This window comes from Pseudomonas sp. S8 (assembly GCF_050473925.1).
Classification (GTDB): domain Bacteria; phylum Pseudomonadota; class Gammaproteobacteria; order Pseudomonadales; family Pseudomonadaceae; genus Aquipseudomonas; species Aquipseudomonas parakoreensis.
Map to the genome: position 1 here is coordinate 3,218,964 of NZ_JBFDVZ010000016.1, position 16,995 is coordinate 3,235,958.

Consider the following 16,995-nt stretch of genomic DNA (forward strand, 5'->3'; position numbering starts at 1 on the left):
CGGGTGATCGCAGGACGATCAAAAGAAAAATCAAAAGATCGCAGCCTTCGGCAGCTCCTACAAAGGCAGCGAACAATCGACCGTAACCTGTAGGAGCTGCCGAAGGCTGCGATCTTTTCCAGCACACCATCGATCACCTATGGGCTTGATAGCTGGAGTCAACCCGGCCAACCCCCTAGAATCGCCCCCACGATTAAAGGAGACGACTTCATGCTGATGGTGATTTCCCCCGCCAAGACCCTCGATTACGAAACACCGCCGGCGACCCAGCGCTTTACCCAGCCGCAATACCTTGATCACTCTCAGGAGTTGATCCAGCAGCTGCGCGAACTGAGCCCGGCACAGATCAGCGAACTGATGCACGTGTCCGACAAGATCGGCGGCCTGAATGCCGCGCGTTTCGGCAGCTGGACGCCCGCCTTCACCCCGGAAAACGCCAAGCAGGCGCTGCTCGCGTTCAAGGGTGACGTGTACACCGGCCTCGACGCGCAATCGTTCAGCGAAGCTCAGTTCGACTATGCGCAAAAGCACTTGCGCATGCTCTCCGGTCTCTATGGCCTGCTGCGTCCGCTGGACCTGATGCAGCCGTATCGTCTGGAAATGGGCACCAAACTGGCCAACGCCCGTGGCAAGGACCTGTACGCGTTCTGGGGCACGCGCATCAGCGAATGGCTCAACGAAGCGCTGGCCGATCAGGGCGACGATGTGCTGCTGAACCTGGCCTCCAACGAGTACTTTTCGGCGGTCAAACGCAGCGCCCTGAACGCCCGGATCATCAACACCGATTTCAAGGACCTGAAGAACGGCCAGTACAAGATCATCAGCTTCTACGCGAAGAAGGCCCGCGGCCTGATGAGCCGTTTCGTGATTCAGGAAAAAATCAACGATCCTGCCCTGCTCAAGCAGTTCGATGTGCAGGGTTATCGCTACAGCGCCGAGCAATCGAAACCGGACAATCTGGTGTTTCTGCGCGACCACGCCCCGGAATAAAGCATGCCCATTGCACGACTCTTTCTATAAAGAGTCGTGCAGCTCGCACGACGTCAAAAATCCCCCGCCACATTTCGCCGTTTTATTGGCGCCACAAAATCGTCCCACCCAATTCTAATTTTAGTTTCACTCGACAGCCGCACTTTTTTTCAGTAGTGGCACGCAAATTTTTTTACGGTAGTGGCACAAAACTATCTAGCTCGATTGCGCACCGATTAATAAAGGCCCAAATCGAAAGTGCTATCAAATTGAGACCAGTGCCATCTTTGTCAATATTTCAAAAAATTTCAGATTTCGCGATGAGCGGGTAGGAACTATGTCCAAATGCATAGCTCATACCACCGGTAACGATTCTCGCCGAGTTTGTACGAGATAACTTACGCAGAGCGGAGAACCATGTAACCAAGTTGTCACAGCAACTTGCCTAGATGGTTCACTCATCTGATCAACTAACGATGGATAGGTGATACGCACCATAAACATCCTCTACAAGGCCAAGGCTGCGCCCCTGTAAACGTGCTCGCCTGAGCACCCAACCGCTTGATCTACGGGCTTTTCGACCGACATCAGGTGGACTGAAAACATGCACAAGAGTCTTCCAGCAAGAAGATCCGCTGCATAACAGGGCAAGTCATAACAACCAGGCCTAGTTGCGCACATCTTGAGTGCACTTATTTAGACACTCGGAACTTAGTATGCCTGCACACGGCATTGTGGCGCCTGTTTGCCGCACTTTCGAGTGCACTATGACCGCTGAACACCATTAACTCCGGCCATCTAATGGCTTGATAAAACACAGAGGTATTTGCGATGCGCATCAGCATATTTGGTTTGGGTTACGTTGGCGCAGTATGTGCCGGTTGCCTGTCTGCACGGGGCCATGACGTGGTTGGCGTCGATGTTGCCAAAGACAAGATCGACATGATCAACGCCGGCAAGTCGCCGATTGTTGAACCGGGTCTGGGCGAACTTCTGGCCCAGGGTATCGAGACCGGTCGTCTGCGCGGTACAACCAACTTCGCCGAGGCAATTCGTGACACCGACCTGTCGATGATCTGCGTCGGTACACCGAGCAAGAAGAACGGCGACCTGGAACTGAACTACATCGAGGCGGTGTGCCGCGAGATCGGTTTCGTGCTGCGTGAAAAATCCACCCGTCACACCATCGTGGTGCGCAGCACCGTGCTGCCGGGCACCGTCGCCAACGTGGTCATCCCGATCCTCGAAGACTGCTCGGGCAAGAAGGCCGGTGTCGATTTCGGCGTCGCGGTCAACCCGGAATTCCTGCGTGAATCCACCGCGATCAAGGACTACGACCTGCCACCGATGACCGTCATCGGCGAGTTCGACAAGGCCTCGGGCGACGTTCTGCAATCGCTGTACGAAGAACTCGACGCGCCGATCATCCGCAAGGACATCGCCGTCGCCGAGATGATCAAGTACACCTGCAACGTCTGGCACGCAACCAAGGTCACCTTCGCCAACGAGATCGGCAACATCGCCAAAGCGGTCGGCGTCGATGGCCGCGAAGTGATGGACGTGGTCTGCCAGGACAAGACGCTCAACCTGTCCCAGTACTACATGCGCCCGGGCTTCGCCTTCGGCGGTTCGTGCCTGCCGAAAGACGTACGCGCCCTGACCTACCGCGCCGGTTCGCTGGACGTCGAAGCACCGCTGCTCAACTCGCTGATGCGCAGCAATGAATCGCAAGTGCAGAACGCCTTCGACATCGTTGAAAGCCACGACAAACGCAAAGTCGCCCTGCTCGGCCTGAGCTTCAAGGCCGGCACCGACGACCTGCGCGAAAGTCCGCTGGTGGAACTGGCCGAAATGCTGATCGGCAAGGGCTACGACCTGAGCATCTACGACAGCAACGTCGAGTACGCCCGTGTTCACGGCGCGAACAAGGACTACATCGAGTCGAAGATCCCGCACGTGTCGTCCCTGCTCAACGCGGACTTCGATTCGGTGATCGACAACTCCGACGTGATCATCCTCGGCAACCGCGACGAGAAATTCCGCTCGCTGGCCCAGGAAGCACCGCAGGGCAAACAGGTCATCGACCTGGTCGGCTTCATGGCCAAAGCCACCAATCCAGGTACTCGCACTGAAGGTATCTGCTGGTAAACAGCCCTGTAGGAGCTGACGAGTGAAACGAGGCTGCGATCTTTACCCCGGCCACTTGAGTCTTGAGTGAACCCGCAAAGATCAAAAGATCGCAGCCTTCGGCAGCTCCTACATGTCCTTGCAAGTTTTTGTATGCCTGCCTTAACCCCATCGGGCCACCCGACAGGCTCGCCCGAGATAGAGACGGATGCAGATTATGCACAGGCTAAAGCACGGCCTACTTCAGGCCGCCGGTTGGCTGTTTTACCTCAGTTTGTTGTTGGGCCTGGCTTTGATGCTGCCCACGTCCACGTTCGACTCTGAGTCGAAGGACTTTATTTTCCTGATTGGCGCCGTGGGTATCTGGCGCTACTCGATGGGTGCAACGCACTTTGTGCGCGGCATGATTTTTCTCTACATCGTTTACCCGCACCTGCGCCGCAAAGTGCGCAAGCTGGGTAAGGCGGCGGACCCGTCGCATGTGTTTCTGATGGTCACCAGTTTCCGTATCGACGCGCTCACCACCGCGCAGGTCTACAGCTCGGTGATCCGCGAAGCCATCGACTGCGAACTGCCGACCACCGTGGTCTGCTCGATCGTCGAAATGTCCGATGAGCTGCTGGTCAAGGCGCTGTGGGCGCGGATGAATCCGCCAGACCGGGTGAAGCTCGACTTCGTGCGCATTCCCGGCACCGGCAAGCGTGATGGCCTGGCCTACGGTTTCCGCGCGATCTCCCGTCACCTGCCGGACGACCGCGCCGTGGTGGCCGTGATCGACGGTGACACCGTGCTCGGTGAAGGCACCGTGCGCAAGACCGTGCCGTGGTTCCAGCTGTTCGGCAATGTCGGCGGCCTGACCACCAACGAATTCTGCGAAGTGCGCGGCGGCTACATCATGAGCGAATGGCACAAGCTGCGTTTCGCCCAGCGTCACATCAACATGTGCTCGATGGCCCTGTCCAAGCGCGTACTGACCATGACCGGGCGTATGTCGGTGTTCCGCGCCACCGTGGTGACCGACCCGGAATTCATCGCCGACGTCGAAAGCGACTCGCTGCAACACTGGCGCCTGGGGCGTTTCAAGTTCCTCACCGGTGACGACAAATCGAGCTGGTTCAGCCTGATGCGTCTGGGTTACGACACCTTTTACGTGCCGGACGCCGCGATCAACACCGTTGAACACCCGCCGGAAAAGAGCTTCATCAAGGCCAGCCGCAAACTGATGTTCCGCTGGTACGGCAACAACCTGCGCCAGAACTCGCGAGCGCTGGGCCTGGGCGTGAAACGCCTCGGCGCCTTCACCTCGGTGGTGCTGTTCGACCAGCGCGTATCGATGTGGACCTCGCTGCTGGGCCTGACCGTGGCGATCATCGCCAGCTTCAAGTACGGCGGTGCGTTCATCCTCGCCTACCTGCTGTGGATCGGCATCACGCGCCTGATTCTGACCCTGCTGCTGTCGTGCTCCGGTCACCGGATCGGCCCGGCCTATCCCGTGATTCTGTATTACAACCAGATCGTCGGTGCGCTGGTGAAGATCTACGTGTTCTTCCGCCTCGACCAGCAATCCTGGACGCGCCAACCCACTTCCCTGACCCGTGATCTCGCCAGCTTTCAACGTTGGTTCAACACCTGGTCGTCTCGGACCATGACCTTCTCCGCCGGCAGCATTTTCGTCGCCGTGCTGCTGATGATGGTCTGACCTGCCCCTATTGAATTAACAAGGAAATCGCCCCCATGAATACCGCCGTCAACGCCAACGTAGTGCATGAATCCGAAGCCCAGCGTCAGCACGCCCGAGTGAAAATCCCGGCCAAACTGCGCTTCTTCGGCCCGGACCGGACGCCGGTCGAGGCGCGGGTCCTGGACCTGTCCGCCGGTGGTCTGGCGTTCAACGCCGGACAACTGCCGCTCAAGACCGGCGACGTGTACAAGGCACGCCTGCAATTCGTGATCGACAATCTCGGCCTGGCCATGGACGTCGAACTGCAAGTGCGCTCCTACGACCGCCAGAGCGGCCGCGTCGGTTGCCAGTTCCAGAACCTCGAACCGCAGGACATCTCGACCCTGCGTCACCTGATCACGTCGCACCTGGCCGGCGACATCGTCAGCATGGGTGAAGTGCTGGCGACCCTGCAGCGCGACAACTTCACCAAGGCGCGCAAGGTCAAGGACAGCGGCAGCGGCATGACCCCGTTCGGGCGTCTGAAAGCGGTGACCTTCAGTGCCGGGGTATTCGCCATCGGCCTGGTGGCGTTCGGTTTCGTCTTCAAGTCGGTGTACGGCATGTACTTCGTCAGCCATGCGCAGGCCGGTCTGGTCAGCGTACCGGGAATGAACATCACCATGCCGCGTGACGGTACCGTGCAGAGCCTGGTCAAGTCCGACGGCGTCGCCGCCAAAGGCGCCCCGCTGGCGACCTTCAGCACCAGCATGCTCGACGTGCTCAAGGGCCATCTCGACGAAGACCAGTTGCAACCGGCCAAGGTGGAAGAACTGTTCGGCAAGCAGATGACTGGCACCCTGACCTCGCCGTGCGACTGCACCGTGGCCCAGCAACTGGTGGCTGACGGTCAGTACGCAAGCAAAGGCGACGTGATCTTCACCCTGGTACCGCGCAACACCCAGGCCACCGTCGATGCTCGCTTCTCCTATCGCCAGTTCGGCGACGTGCGTCCGGGTACGCCAGTGAGCTTCCAGATCGCCGGCGAAGACCAGACCCGCACCGGCAAGATCGTCAGCAGCACCAGCCTGAAAAGCGCCGACCTGTCCTCCGACATCCGCGTGCAGATCCAGCCGGACGAACCGCTGGACAGCAGCTTCGCCGGCCGTCCGGTGGAAGTGAACAGCGACCGTGGTCCGAACCTGAACTGGCTGATCGACAAAGCCATGGCTGCCGGTCTTTAAGTCGAGGACATGCCTGTGACTATCATCAGTCTCCTGAGAACACCGCGATCCCTGTGGGAGCTGGCTTGCCAGCGATTGGATCAACGCGGTCGGTCTGACACACCGAGCCGCCTGAATCGCTGGCAAGCCAGCTCCCACAAAGGTCATATGGTGTGCTCGCTGGCACTGGCGGTGAGTCTGGCCGGTTGCGCCGGCCTGCCCGACCAACGCCTGGCCAACGAAGCGCTCAAGCGCGGCGACACTGCCACTGCCGCGCAGAACTACCGTGCGCTGGCGGATCTGGGTTACAGCGAGGCGCAAGTCGGTCTCGCCGATATCCAGGTCGACAGCCGCGACCCCGAGCAGATCAAACAGGCCGAAGCGACCTACCGCGCCGCCGCCGACGTGTCGCCACGGGCCCAGGCCCGTCTCGGTCGCCTGCTGGTGGCCAAGCCCGGTTCCACCGAAGCCGAGCACCACGAAGCCGAAAGCCTGCTGAAAAAAGCCGCCGCCAATGGCGAAGGCAACACGTTGATCCCGCTGGCGATGCTGTACCTGCAATACCCGCACAGCTTCCCGAATATCAACGCGCAGCAGCAGATCGATCAGTGGCGCAAATCCGGTTACCCGGAAGCGGGTCTGGCGCAGGTGCTGCTGTATCGCACCCAAGGCACTTACGACCAGCATCTGGATGACGTGGAAAAGATCTGCAAGGCCGCGCTCAACACCACCGACATCTGCTACGTCGAACTGGCCACGGTCTATCAGAAACGGGCCCAGCCGGAGCAACAGGCCGAGCTGCTCAAGCAGATGCAGGCCGGTTACAGCCGCGGCACGGTCAGCGCGCAGCGCGTCGATTCGGTGGCCCGCGTGCTGGCCGATTCGACCCTCGGCAAGACCGACGAGAAGACCGCGCAGTCGCTGCTCGAACCGATCGCCCCGGGCTACCCGGCATCGTGGGTGACCCTCGCGCAGCTGCTTTATGACTTCCCTGAACTGGGCGACGTCGATCAGATGATGAAGTACCTGGACAACGGCCGCGCCGCCGACCAGCCGCGCGCCGAACTGTTGCTGGGCAAGCTCTACTACGAAGGCAAACTGGTGCCGGCCGACGCGAAAGTCGCCGAAGAACACTTCCAGAAAGCCGTCGGCCGCGAAGTCGCCGCCGACTACTACCTCGGCCAGATTTATCGCCGTGGTTACCTGGGCAAGGTCTATCCGCAGAAGGCTCTCGACCACCTGCTGACCGCTGCGCGCAATGGCCAGAACAGCGCCGATTTCGCCATCGCCCAACTGTTTTCCCAAGGCAAGGGCACCAAGCCCGATCCACTCAACGCCTATGTATTCAGCCAATTGGCCAAGGCGCAGAACACCCCGCAAGCCGATGAACTGGCGACCACCCTGGCAGCACAATTGCCGCCCGAGCGTCTGGCCGAAGCCCAGCGCCTGCTGCAACAGGAACAGGCCAGCCGTGGCGCCCTGAACCAGAACACGCTGCAACTGCATGCCCTGCAAGAAGAAGACGGCGAGGAATCCCTATGAAGTTGAATCCCTTTGTGAAGGCTGGCATTGGCCTCACGTTCGCGCTGATCTGGTCTTGCCCGACACTGGCCGCGATCACTGAAACCAAGAACTTCGGTCTGGAAGTGAAAATCACCGGCCAGTCCGAAGACGACCGCGACCTCGGCACCGCCAGCGGCGGCGACGTCAACGGTGTGGGCCTGGACCTGCGTCCGTGGGTCTACGGCGAAAGCGGCGCGTGGAGCGCCTACGCCATGGGCCAGGCCGTGACCTCGACCGACATCATCGAGACCGACACTCTGCAACAGTCCGACGGTGAACAAACCACCGACAACAGCGACCGCAAGACCAAGAAAAACTACCTGGCGATGCGCGAGTTCTGGGTCGGCTACAGCGGCCTGACGCCGTACCCCGGCGAGATGCTCAAGCTCGGTCGCCAGCGCCTGCGCAATGACGACGGCCAATGGCGCGACACCAACATCGAAGCGCTGAACTGGACCTTCGACACCACCCTGTTGCGCGCCAACGTCGGTGTCGCCGAACGCTTCAGCGAATACCGCACTGACCTCAAAGAGCTGGCGCCGAAAGACAAGGATCGCCTGCACGCCTACGCCGATGCCGCCTATCAGTGGACACCGGGCAACTGGGTCGGCATTCGCGGTCATCACACCCACGACAACGGCAAGCTCGATTACGCCGAACCGGGCGTGCCCCGCGACACCCTCGACAAAACCCAGAACGGCGACATCAGCTGGCTCGGTCTGACCGCCGACAGCGATGCCTACAACTGGCGCAACACCAACACCGTCAACTACTGGGGCAGCATCACCGGCATGAGCGGCAACCTCGACTCGGTCAATCCGCTGAATGCCGATGGCAGTCGTCCGGCGCAAGCCAAGCGCAGTGATGACATCAACGGCTGGGCCACCGACCTTGGCGTACGCCTGCGCCTCGATCCGCAGTGGCAGGTCGGTGCGGCCTACGCCCGCGCCAGCGCCGATTACCAGCAGAACGGTCTGGAAAGCAACCGCTCCAACTACACCGGTACCCGCTCGCGGGTGCACCGTTTCGGCGAAGCGTTCCGTGGCGAAATGAACAACATGCAGACCGCCACCCTGTTCGGTTCGTGGATGCTCAACGACCAGTACGACGCCAGCCTGATCTACCACAAATTCTGGCGCGTGGACGGCAACAAGCCGGTGGGCAGCAACGGCATCAACGCCGTGGAAAACAACACCGACGACGTCACTGGCGCGATCCTCTCCAGCACCTCGCTGCCACTGCAGGATGGCAACAAGGACCTGGGTCAGGAAATGGATCTGGTGGTGACCAAATACTTCAAGCAAGGCTTGCTGCCGGCGGCGTTGAGCCAGTCGATCGACGAACCGTCGGCGCTGGTGCGTTTCCGTGGCGGCGTGTTCAAGCCGGGTGATGCCTATGGCAGCCAGGTCGATTCGTACATGCACCGCGCGTTCATCGACGTGATCTGGCGCTTCTGATGCAAACCGCCAAGGGAGTGCCCGACATGCACCATGCAAGGAAAGGCTCGCTCAGCCTGTTGGCCGGCGCCATGCTGCTGGCCTCCGCTGGCGCGTTCGCCACGGTGGAACCGGCCGTGCCTCAACAGGGCAAGCCGGTGACCACCGCCAAAGAGCTGCAACAAGCCAAGACCTACACCGTCAGCAGCGCGCCGACCGAGGCGCTGGAACTGGCCAAGCCGAAACTGCCCGACCTGTCCGGCTTCACCGCCGAAGCCGCTGCCGCGAAGATCAATCGCAGTAAACCGGGCAAGATCAGCGTGCGCCGGATGATGCAGGAAGACGCCCTGAAGGACTTCATCGGCGGTGACAACAAGATGGCCGAATGGGTGGTGCGTCAGCACGGCATCCCGCAGGCGATCTTCGTCGACGACGGTTACCTGAACCTCAAGGATCTGGCGCAGAAGCTGCCCAAGCAGTACTTCAGCGAGACCTCGCCGGGCGTGTACCTGGCGAAGCTGCCAATCGTGGTGGGCCGTAAAGGCATCCTCGAAATCGACGGCCAGACCCAGGAATTGCGTCTGTCGCAAGAGGCTGGTTCGTTCCTGGTCAACGACGGTCAGTTGTTTGTGCGTGACACCAAAGTCACTGGCTGGCGCGAGAAGGACAACGGTCCGGCGACCTTCCGTTCGCCGAAGGAATTCCGTCCGTTCCTGCTGGCCTGGGGCGGCACCGAGACCTACATCGTCAACAGCAAGATGGCCAGTTTCGGTTACGCCAACAGTAAGTCGTACGGGGTGAGTATTTCCCAGTACACGCCGAACATGGCCAAGGTGCTCAAGCGCCCTGAACCGACCGGCTGGATCGTCGGCTCCGAGTTCTCCGACATGTGGTACGGCTTCTACTGCTACGAGACCCGCGACTTCGTGGTCAAGGGCAACACCTACAAGGACAACATCGTCTACGGCATCGACCCGCACGACCGTTCCCACGGTCTGATCATTGCCGAGAACACCGTCCACGGCACGAAGAAGAAGCACGGCATCATCATTTCCCGTGAAGTGAACGACAGCTTCATCTTCAACAACAAGAGCTACGACAACCACCTCTCGGGCCTGGTGATCGACCGTAACAGCGTCAACAACATCATTGCCTACAACGAGATCTACAAGAACCACACCGACGGCATCACCCTCTACGAGTCCGCCGACAACCTGCTGTGGGGCAACAAGGTCATCAGCAACAAGCGCCACGGCATCCGCATTCGTAACAGCGTGAACATCCGCCTCTACGAAAACGTCGCCATGGCCAACGGGCTGACCGGTGTCTACGGCCACATCAAGGACCTGACCGACACCGACCGCGACATCAAGCTCGACCCGTTCGACGCCCAGGTCTCGCTGATCGTGGTTGGCGGTGAACTGGCGGCCAACGGCAGCGGCCCGATGGCCATCGACTCGCCGTTGAGCGTCGAGCTGTATCGCGTATCGATGCTGGCGCCGACCAAATCCAGCGGCATCAGCTTCAACGGCATCCTTGGCGAGCGCCAGGATGAAATTCTCGACCTGCTGGTACGCCAGCAGAAAGCCGTACTGATCGACCCTGTCGAACGCCAGACCGAACTGCGGGACTGAGGATAATTTTATGCACCCACACTTGATCAAATTACTCAGCCTGTCGGCCCTGACCGTGGGCATTCTGGCGGCAAGCAATGCTGCTCGCGCCGATGAAGCGGCGGGCGCCACCGCGCCAAAATTCAGCGCCGAACCGTGCTGCAACCTGTGCCCGGCCGCGCACGATGCGAAGAACTACACCACACGTTATCAGCAGAACTTCACCACCCTGGTGCAGGCGCAGGGCGACTGGCTGTTCCGTACCCAGGAAGATTTGCGCACCGAGTTCAACACCACCCCGGCCGGCTACAAACGCCTGCAACAGCTGCACGATGCGTTCAAGGCCAAAGGCGTCGAACTGGTGATCGTCTATCAGCCGACCCGTGGTTTGGTGAACCGCAACAAGCTCAACCCGCAGGAAAAAGCCGCGTTCGATTACGAGAAAGCGCTGGGCAACTACAAGACCATGCTCGGCCGTTTCGCCAAGATGGGTTACGTGGTACCGGACCTGTCGCCGCTGACCAACGAATCGCTGCCGGACACCCTGCCCGCTCACGATTTCTACTTCCGTGGCGACCAGCACTGGACCCCATACGGTGCTCAGCGCACAGCGAAAATCGTCGCCGAGAAGGTCAAGCAGATTCCGGCCTTCGCCGACATTCCCAAGCGTGAATTCGAGACCAAGCGCACCGGGCGCATGGGCAAGACCGGCACCCTGCACAACATGGCCGGGCAACTGTGCGGCACCAGTTACGCGATCCAGTACATGGACCAGTTCACCACCGAGCCGAAAGGCGAAGCCGGTGACGGCGACCTGTTCGGTGATTCCGGCAACCCGCAAATCACCCTCGTGGGCACCTCGCACAGCGGCAAGAACTACAACTTCGCCGGCTTCCTCGAAGAGGCAATCGGCGCCGACATCCTCAACGTCGCCTTCCCCGGCGGTGGTCTCGAAGGTTCGATGCTGCAGTACCTCGGTAGCGACGAATTCCAGAAGACCCCGCCGAAGATCCTCATCTGGGAATTCTCGCCGCTGTACCGCCTCGACCAGGAAACCATCTATCGCCAAATGATGGCGCTGCTGGATAACGGTTGCGAAGGCAAGGAAACCCAAATGTCCGCCAGCACCACACTCAAGCCTGGCGGCAAACAGGAACTGCTGGTCAACAGCAAGAACCTGAACCTGCAGAACAGCAGCCATCAGGTCGACATCCGCTTCGCCGACACCTCGGTGAAAACCCTGCAAGCCACCCTCTGGTACATGAACGGTCGCCACGAGGACATCAAGATCGAGAAACCGGAAACCTCCGACACCGACGGTCGTTTCGCCTTTGAGCTGCGCACGGACGAAGACTGGGCCTCGCAAAATCTGCTGGCCGTCGAAGTTCAGGGCCCGGAAGCGGGTACCGCGCCGCAAAAAGTCGAAGCGAAAATCTGCAAACGCAACGTATTCCCGGGCGCTGGGCCACAAACCGCTCAGCTCGGGCAATGAGGTCTGCTATGCGAAATCGAACGATCAAACACTTGCTTGCGCCATCCCTGCTGACCCTGGCGATGTTCGCCGGGGCCACTCAGGCCGCCGCGCCACTGCGCCCGCCGCAGGGCTACTTCGCCCCGGTGGATAAATTCAAGAGCGGCGACAAGAGCGAAGGCTGCGATGCGATGCCGGCGCCGTACACCGGACCGCTGCAATTTCGCAGCAAATACGAAGGCTCGGACAAGGCTCGCGCGACCCTGAACGTGCAGTCGGAAAAAGCCTTCCGCGACACCACCAAGGACATCACCACCCTGGAGCGCGGCACCGCCAAACGGGTGATGCAGTTCATGCGCGACGGTCGCCCGGAGCAGCTCGACTGCACGTTGAACTGGCTGACCGCGTGGGCCAAGGCCGATGCATTGATGTCGAAAGACTTCAACCACACCGGCAAATCGATGCGCAAATGGGCGCTGGGCAGCATGGCCTCTTCGTACATTCGCCTGAAGTTCTCCGACTCGCATCCGCTGGCCACGCATCAGCAAGAAGCGCAGCAGATCGAGGCGTGGTTCAGCAAGATGGCCGATCAGGTGGTCAGCGACTGGGACAACCTGCCGCTGGAAAAAACCAACAACCACTCGTACTGGGCCGCGTGGTCGGTGATGGCGACCTCGATCGCCACCAACCGTCGCGACCTGTTTGATTGGGCGGTGAAGGAATACAAGGTCGGGGTCAATCAAGTCGACGCCGACGGCTTCCTGCCCAACGAACTCAAGCGCCAGCAACGCGCCCTCGCCTATCACAACTACGCCCTGCCGCCACTGGCGATGATCGCCAGTTTCGCCCAGGTCAACGGCGTCGATCTGCGTCAGGAAAACAACAGCGCGCTCAAGCGTCTGGGTGACCGAGTGCTGGCCGGAGTGAAAGACCCTGATCAATTCGAGAAGAAAAACGGCAAAGAGCAGGACATGACCGACCTGAAAGAGGACATGAAATTCGCCTGGCTCGAACCGTTCTGCACCCTCTACACCTGCCCGGCGGATGTGATCGAGAAGAAGCACGGCATGCAACCGTTCAAGACCTTCCGCCTCGGCGGCGACCTGACCAAGGTCTACGACCCGTCGCATGAGAAGGGCAACAAGGGTTCTTAAGGCAGGACACAAAACCCTGTAGGAGCTGCGGCACGCTGCGATCTTTTGACTTTGATTTCCAAAGACAAAAATCAAAAGATCGCAGCCTTCGGCAGCTCCTACAGGGGGCAGCAAGATTTGAGTTAGCCCTCCGGTTTTACATGGGGGGGTTTGGGGGGGCTTTGGCCCTTGACTGTTGGTTCAAACATGGAGAGATCGGGATGGTATTTTCATCCAACGTGTTCCTGTTTCTGTTCTTGCCGATCTTTCTCGGCTTGTACTACTTGAGCGGGCAACGCTATCGCAACCTGTTGCTGCTGATCGCCAGCTACGTGTTCTACGCGTGGTGGCGGGTGGACTTCCTGGCGCTGTTCGCCGGCGTCACCCTGTGGAACTACTGGATCGGCCTGAAAGTCGGCGCCGCCGGCGTGCGCACCAAACCAGCGCAGCGCTGGCTGCTGCTCGGCGTCGCGGTCGACCTGTGCATCCTCGGCTACTTCAAGTACGCCAACTTCGGCGTGGACAGCATCAACGCGATCATGACCTCGTTCGGTCTGGAGCCGTTCATCCTGACCCACGTGCTGCTGCCGATCGGCATCTCGTTCTACATCTTCGAATCGATCAGCTACATCATCGACGTGTACCGCGGCGACACCCCGGCCACGCGCAACCTGATCGACTTCGCGGCGTTCGTGGCGATCTTCCCGCACCTGATTGCCGGCCCGGTCCTGCGCTTCCGCGACCTCGCCGACCAGTTCAACAACCGCACCCACACCCTCGACAAGTTCTCCGAAGGTTGCACGCGGTTCATGCAGGGTTTCATCAAGAAGGTGTTCATCGCCGACACCCTCGCGGTGGTCGCCGACCATTGCTTCGCCCTGCAAAACCCGACCACCGGGGATGCCTGGCTGGGCGCACTGGCGTACACCGCGCAGCTGTATTTCGACTTCTCCGGTTACAGCGACATGGCCATCGGTCTGGGCCTGATGATGGGTTTCCGCTTCATGGAAAACTTCAAGCAGCCGTACATCAGCCAGTCGATCACCGAGTTCTGGCGTCGCTGGCACATCAGCCTGTCGACCTGGCTGCGTGACTACCTGTACATCACCCTCGGCGGTAACCGCAAAGGCACGCTGATGACCTATCGCAACCTGTTCCTGACCATGCTGCTGGGTGGTCTGTGGCACGGCGCGAACATCACTTACATCGTTTGGGGCGCCTGGCACGGCATGTGGCTGGCGATCGAAAAAATGCTCGGCATCAACACCTCGCCGCGCAGCCTCAACCCGATCCGCTGGGCGCTGACCTTCCTGCTGGTGGTGATGGGCTGGGTGATCTTCCGTGCCGAGAACCTGCACGTCGCCGGGCGCATGTACGGCGCGATGTTCAGCTTCAGCGACTGGTCGCTGTCAGAACTCAACCGCGCCAGCCTCACCGGTCTGCAAGTGGCAACGCTGGTTGTGGCGTACGCAACGCTGGCGTTCTTTGGCTTGCGTGATCTGTACACCAATCAGCCTCCGGTCAAAACCAAGCCAGTGGTCAACGTCGAAACCGACGGCCCTGCCGCTGCGACCCCGGGCATGATCAAAGCCGCGCCTGGCGAAAACCCGGCGAACATCCATGAGCCTGGCTACACCGTCGGCGTCGAAGCCCAGGTGCAACCGGCGTACTGGACGGCGGACTGGTCGCGCTACGTGATGCGCGGGCTGATCCTGCTGCTGTTCATCGCCTCGATTCTCAAACTCTCGGCGCAAAGCTTCTCGCCGTTCCTTTACTTCCAGTTCTGAGGGATCTGACATGACCCGCTCATTACGCATCTTCTACATCGCGCTGTTTCTGCTGACCCTGCTGGTGCTCGGTCTGTGGTCGGTGCGCAGCTTCTTCGGCTTCAACACCAATGCCGACGCGACGGTGCTCAACGGTCGCTGGACCAAAGCCGTGGAAACCCACTACGACGATCAGTTTCCGATCAAGCGGCTGGGCACCAACCTCTGGGCGGCGCTGGATTTCAAACTGTTCAACGAAGGTCGTCCGGGCGTAGTGCTTGGTCGCGATCAGTGGCTGTACAGCGACGAGGAATTCAACCCGATCGTCAACGAAGAGCTGAACCTGCAAGGCAACTACGCGCTGGTCGAAGGCGTGCGTCAGACCCTGAAAGAGAAAGGCGTGAAACTGGTGATGGCCATCGTGCCGGCCAAGGTGCGCCTGTACCCGGAACACCTGGGTGAAGTGAAACCGGCGAGCATTCACGCCAACCTTTATCAGGACTTCCACGCCCGTGTCGCGGCGGACAAGATCCTCGCCCCGGACCTGCTCGGCCCGCTGCAACAAGCCAAGCAAAACGGTCAGCAAGTGTTCCTGCGCACCGACACCCACTGGACCCCGGAAGGCGCCGAAATCGCCGCCAACACCCTGGCCAAGACCATCGCCGACAAGTTCCCGCTCAGCGGCGAGCCGCAGCGCTTCGTCACCACGCCAGCCGAAAAGGTCACGCACAAGGGCGACCTGCGTCTGTTCCTGCCGCTGGATCCGCTGTTCGAAAACCTGATGCCGGCGCAAGAGCCGCTGCAAAAGCGCAACACCGTGGCCGCCGAGCAACCGGCCGGTGACGACGCGCTGTTCGCCAGCAACGAAGTCCCGGTCGCACTGATCGGCACCAGCTACAGCGCCAACCCCAACTGGAACTTCGTCGGGGCGCTGAAACAAGCGCTGCACAGCGACGTCGTGAACTACGCCGAGGACGGCCACGGCCCGATCCTGCCGATGCTCAGCTACCTGAAAAGCGATGACTTCAAGAACAGCCCGCCACAGGTGCTGATCTGGGAGTTTCCTGAACGATATCTGCCTGTGAACAACGAAATCGGCGACGCCGACCCGCAGTGGGTCGCAGAGCTCAAACAAGCCGGTGCTCGCCAACAAAACGTAGCCATCAACACTAAATCCGAGACGCCCGATCGGGCGCAAAACTGAAAGAGAGGTAACACCATGACTTTCACTACTACTCCTCGTCGTCTCGCCAAACGCTTCGCACTGGTTGCAGGCCTCAGCGTGCTTTCCGTCCAGGCTTTCGCCGCTGGCGACGCCGCGCTGTACGGCCCGACCGCACCGAAAGGCTCGACCTTCGTGCGGGTCTACAACGCCAGCAACGCCGAAGTCAGCGCCACCGTCGGCAGCACCAATCTGAGTGACGTAGCGCCACTGGCCAGCAGCGACTTCAGCTTCATGCCGGGCGGTGACTACAGCGCCAAAGTCGGCAGCCAGACCCTGCCGGTCAAACTCGCCGGTGACCACTACTACACCCTGGTCAACAACGCGTCCGGCGCGCCGCAACTGATCGAAGAACCGCCGTTCAAGAACAAGCAGAAATCCCTGGTGCGCGTGCAGAACCTCAGCGACAAGCCGCTGACCCTGAAGACCGCCGACGGCAAGACCGACGTGGTGCCGAACGTGGCTGCCAAGGGCCGTGGCGAACGTGAAATCAACCCGGTGAAAGTCAGCCTGGCGCTGTACGAAGGCGACAAGAAAGTCGGCGACGTGAAACCGGTCGCGCTGGAGCGTGGTGAAGCCGCGGTGCTGTACGTCACCGGCTCCGGCAGCAGCCTGTCGCCAGTCTGGGTAAAACGCCCGGTGTCGACGCGCTAACACATTTCATGAACTGACCCGGCCTCCTGTGGGAGCTGGCTTGCCAGCGATGCAGACACCTCGGTTCTGCAGATACACCGAGGTGATGCCATCGCTGGCAAGCCAGGCTCCCACAGGGACCGAGGCAAGAGTTCGGATACGAGACAACAACAAGAGTG

Annotated in this window: 12 protein-coding genes; all 12 read left to right on the plus strand. The window is 60.4% G+C overall.

Translation table 11 applies throughout. The features are described 5' to 3' along the window. The first annotated feature begins 210 nt into the window (after positions 1-210). The 12 genes from yaaA to AB1J88_RS15810 all read left to right on the plus strand — a co-directional run bounded on the left by yaaA (position 211) and on the right by AB1J88_RS15810 (position 16,837). Positions 211-990, plus strand: a complete 780-nt coding sequence (gene yaaA / locus AB1J88_RS15755) for a peroxide stress protein YaaA (RefSeq protein WP_108181747.1) — start codon at positions 211-213, stop codon at positions 988-990. Between the two features lie 810 nt (positions 991-1,800). Further along, on the plus strand, positions 1,801-3,117 hold the full coding sequence (locus AB1J88_RS15760; protein WP_430291425.1) for a nucleotide sugar dehydrogenase: 1,317 nt from the start codon (positions 1,801-1,803) through the stop codon (positions 3,115-3,117). A gap of 196 nt (positions 3,118-3,313) precedes the next feature. Beyond that, positions 3,314-4,795, plus strand: a complete 1,482-nt coding sequence (alg8, locus tag AB1J88_RS15765; protein WP_219738132.1) for a glycosyltransferase family 2 protein — start codon at positions 3,314-3,316, stop codon at positions 4,793-4,795. A gap of 35 nt (positions 4,796-4,830) precedes the next feature. Then, positions 4,831-6,000 carry a PilZ domain-containing protein gene (locus AB1J88_RS15770; protein ID WP_430291426.1) on the plus strand — a complete coding sequence of 390 codons (1,170 nt, stop codon included), beginning with the start codon at positions 4,831-4,833 and terminating at the stop codon, positions 5,998-6,000. Positions 6,001-6,009: 9 nt separating this feature from the next. Next, positions 6,010-7,521: an alginate biosynthesis TPR repeat lipoprotein AlgK gene (algK, locus tag AB1J88_RS15775; RefSeq protein WP_430291427.1), complete on the plus strand. Its 1,512-nt coding sequence runs from the start codon at positions 6,010-6,012 to the stop codon at positions 7,519-7,521. Continuing rightward, the gene (locus tag AB1J88_RS15780; protein WP_430291428.1) at positions 7,518-8,999 is read left to right on the plus strand and encodes an alginate export family protein; all 1,482 of its coding nucleotides are present in this window, start codon (positions 7,518-7,520) and stop codon (positions 8,997-8,999) included. The genes algK and AB1J88_RS15780 overlap by 4 nt, the downstream gene beginning before the upstream one ends. A gap of 26 nt (positions 9,000-9,025) precedes the next feature. After that, positions 9,026-10,612: a mannuronan 5-epimerase AlgG gene (gene algG / locus AB1J88_RS15785; RefSeq protein ID WP_041064886.1), complete on the plus strand. Its 1,587-nt coding sequence runs from the start codon at positions 9,026-9,028 to the stop codon at positions 10,610-10,612. Between the two features lie 10 nt (positions 10,613-10,622). Further along, positions 10,623-12,083, plus strand: a complete 1,461-nt coding sequence (locus AB1J88_RS15790; RefSeq protein WP_047292668.1) for an alginate O-acetyltransferase — start codon at positions 10,623-10,625, stop codon at positions 12,081-12,083. Positions 12,084-12,091: 8 nt separating this feature from the next. After that, positions 12,092-13,216 carry a mannuronate-specific alginate lyase gene (locus AB1J88_RS15795; protein WP_108181745.1) on the plus strand — a complete coding sequence of 375 codons (1,125 nt, stop codon included), beginning with the start codon at positions 12,092-12,094 and terminating at the stop codon, positions 13,214-13,216. 200 nt (positions 13,217-13,416) lie between these two features. Then, complete coding sequence (locus AB1J88_RS15800; protein WP_430291429.1) at positions 13,417-14,982, plus strand: MBOAT family O-acyltransferase; 1,566 nt, start codon at positions 13,417-13,419, stop codon at positions 14,980-14,982. Positions 14,983-14,992: 10 nt separating this feature from the next. Then, positions 14,993-16,165 carry an alginate O-acetyltransferase gene (locus AB1J88_RS15805; protein ID WP_145597498.1) on the plus strand — a complete coding sequence of 391 codons (1,173 nt, stop codon included), beginning with the start codon at positions 14,993-14,995 and terminating at the stop codon, positions 16,163-16,165. Positions 16,166-16,180: 15 nt separating this feature from the next. After that, positions 16,181-16,837 (plus strand): alginate O-acetyltransferase AlgF, encoded by a 657-nt coding sequence (locus tag AB1J88_RS15810; RefSeq protein ID WP_430291430.1) that lies wholly within the window; start codon positions 16,181-16,183, stop codon positions 16,835-16,837. Positions 16,838-16,995: the final 158 nt, after the last annotated feature.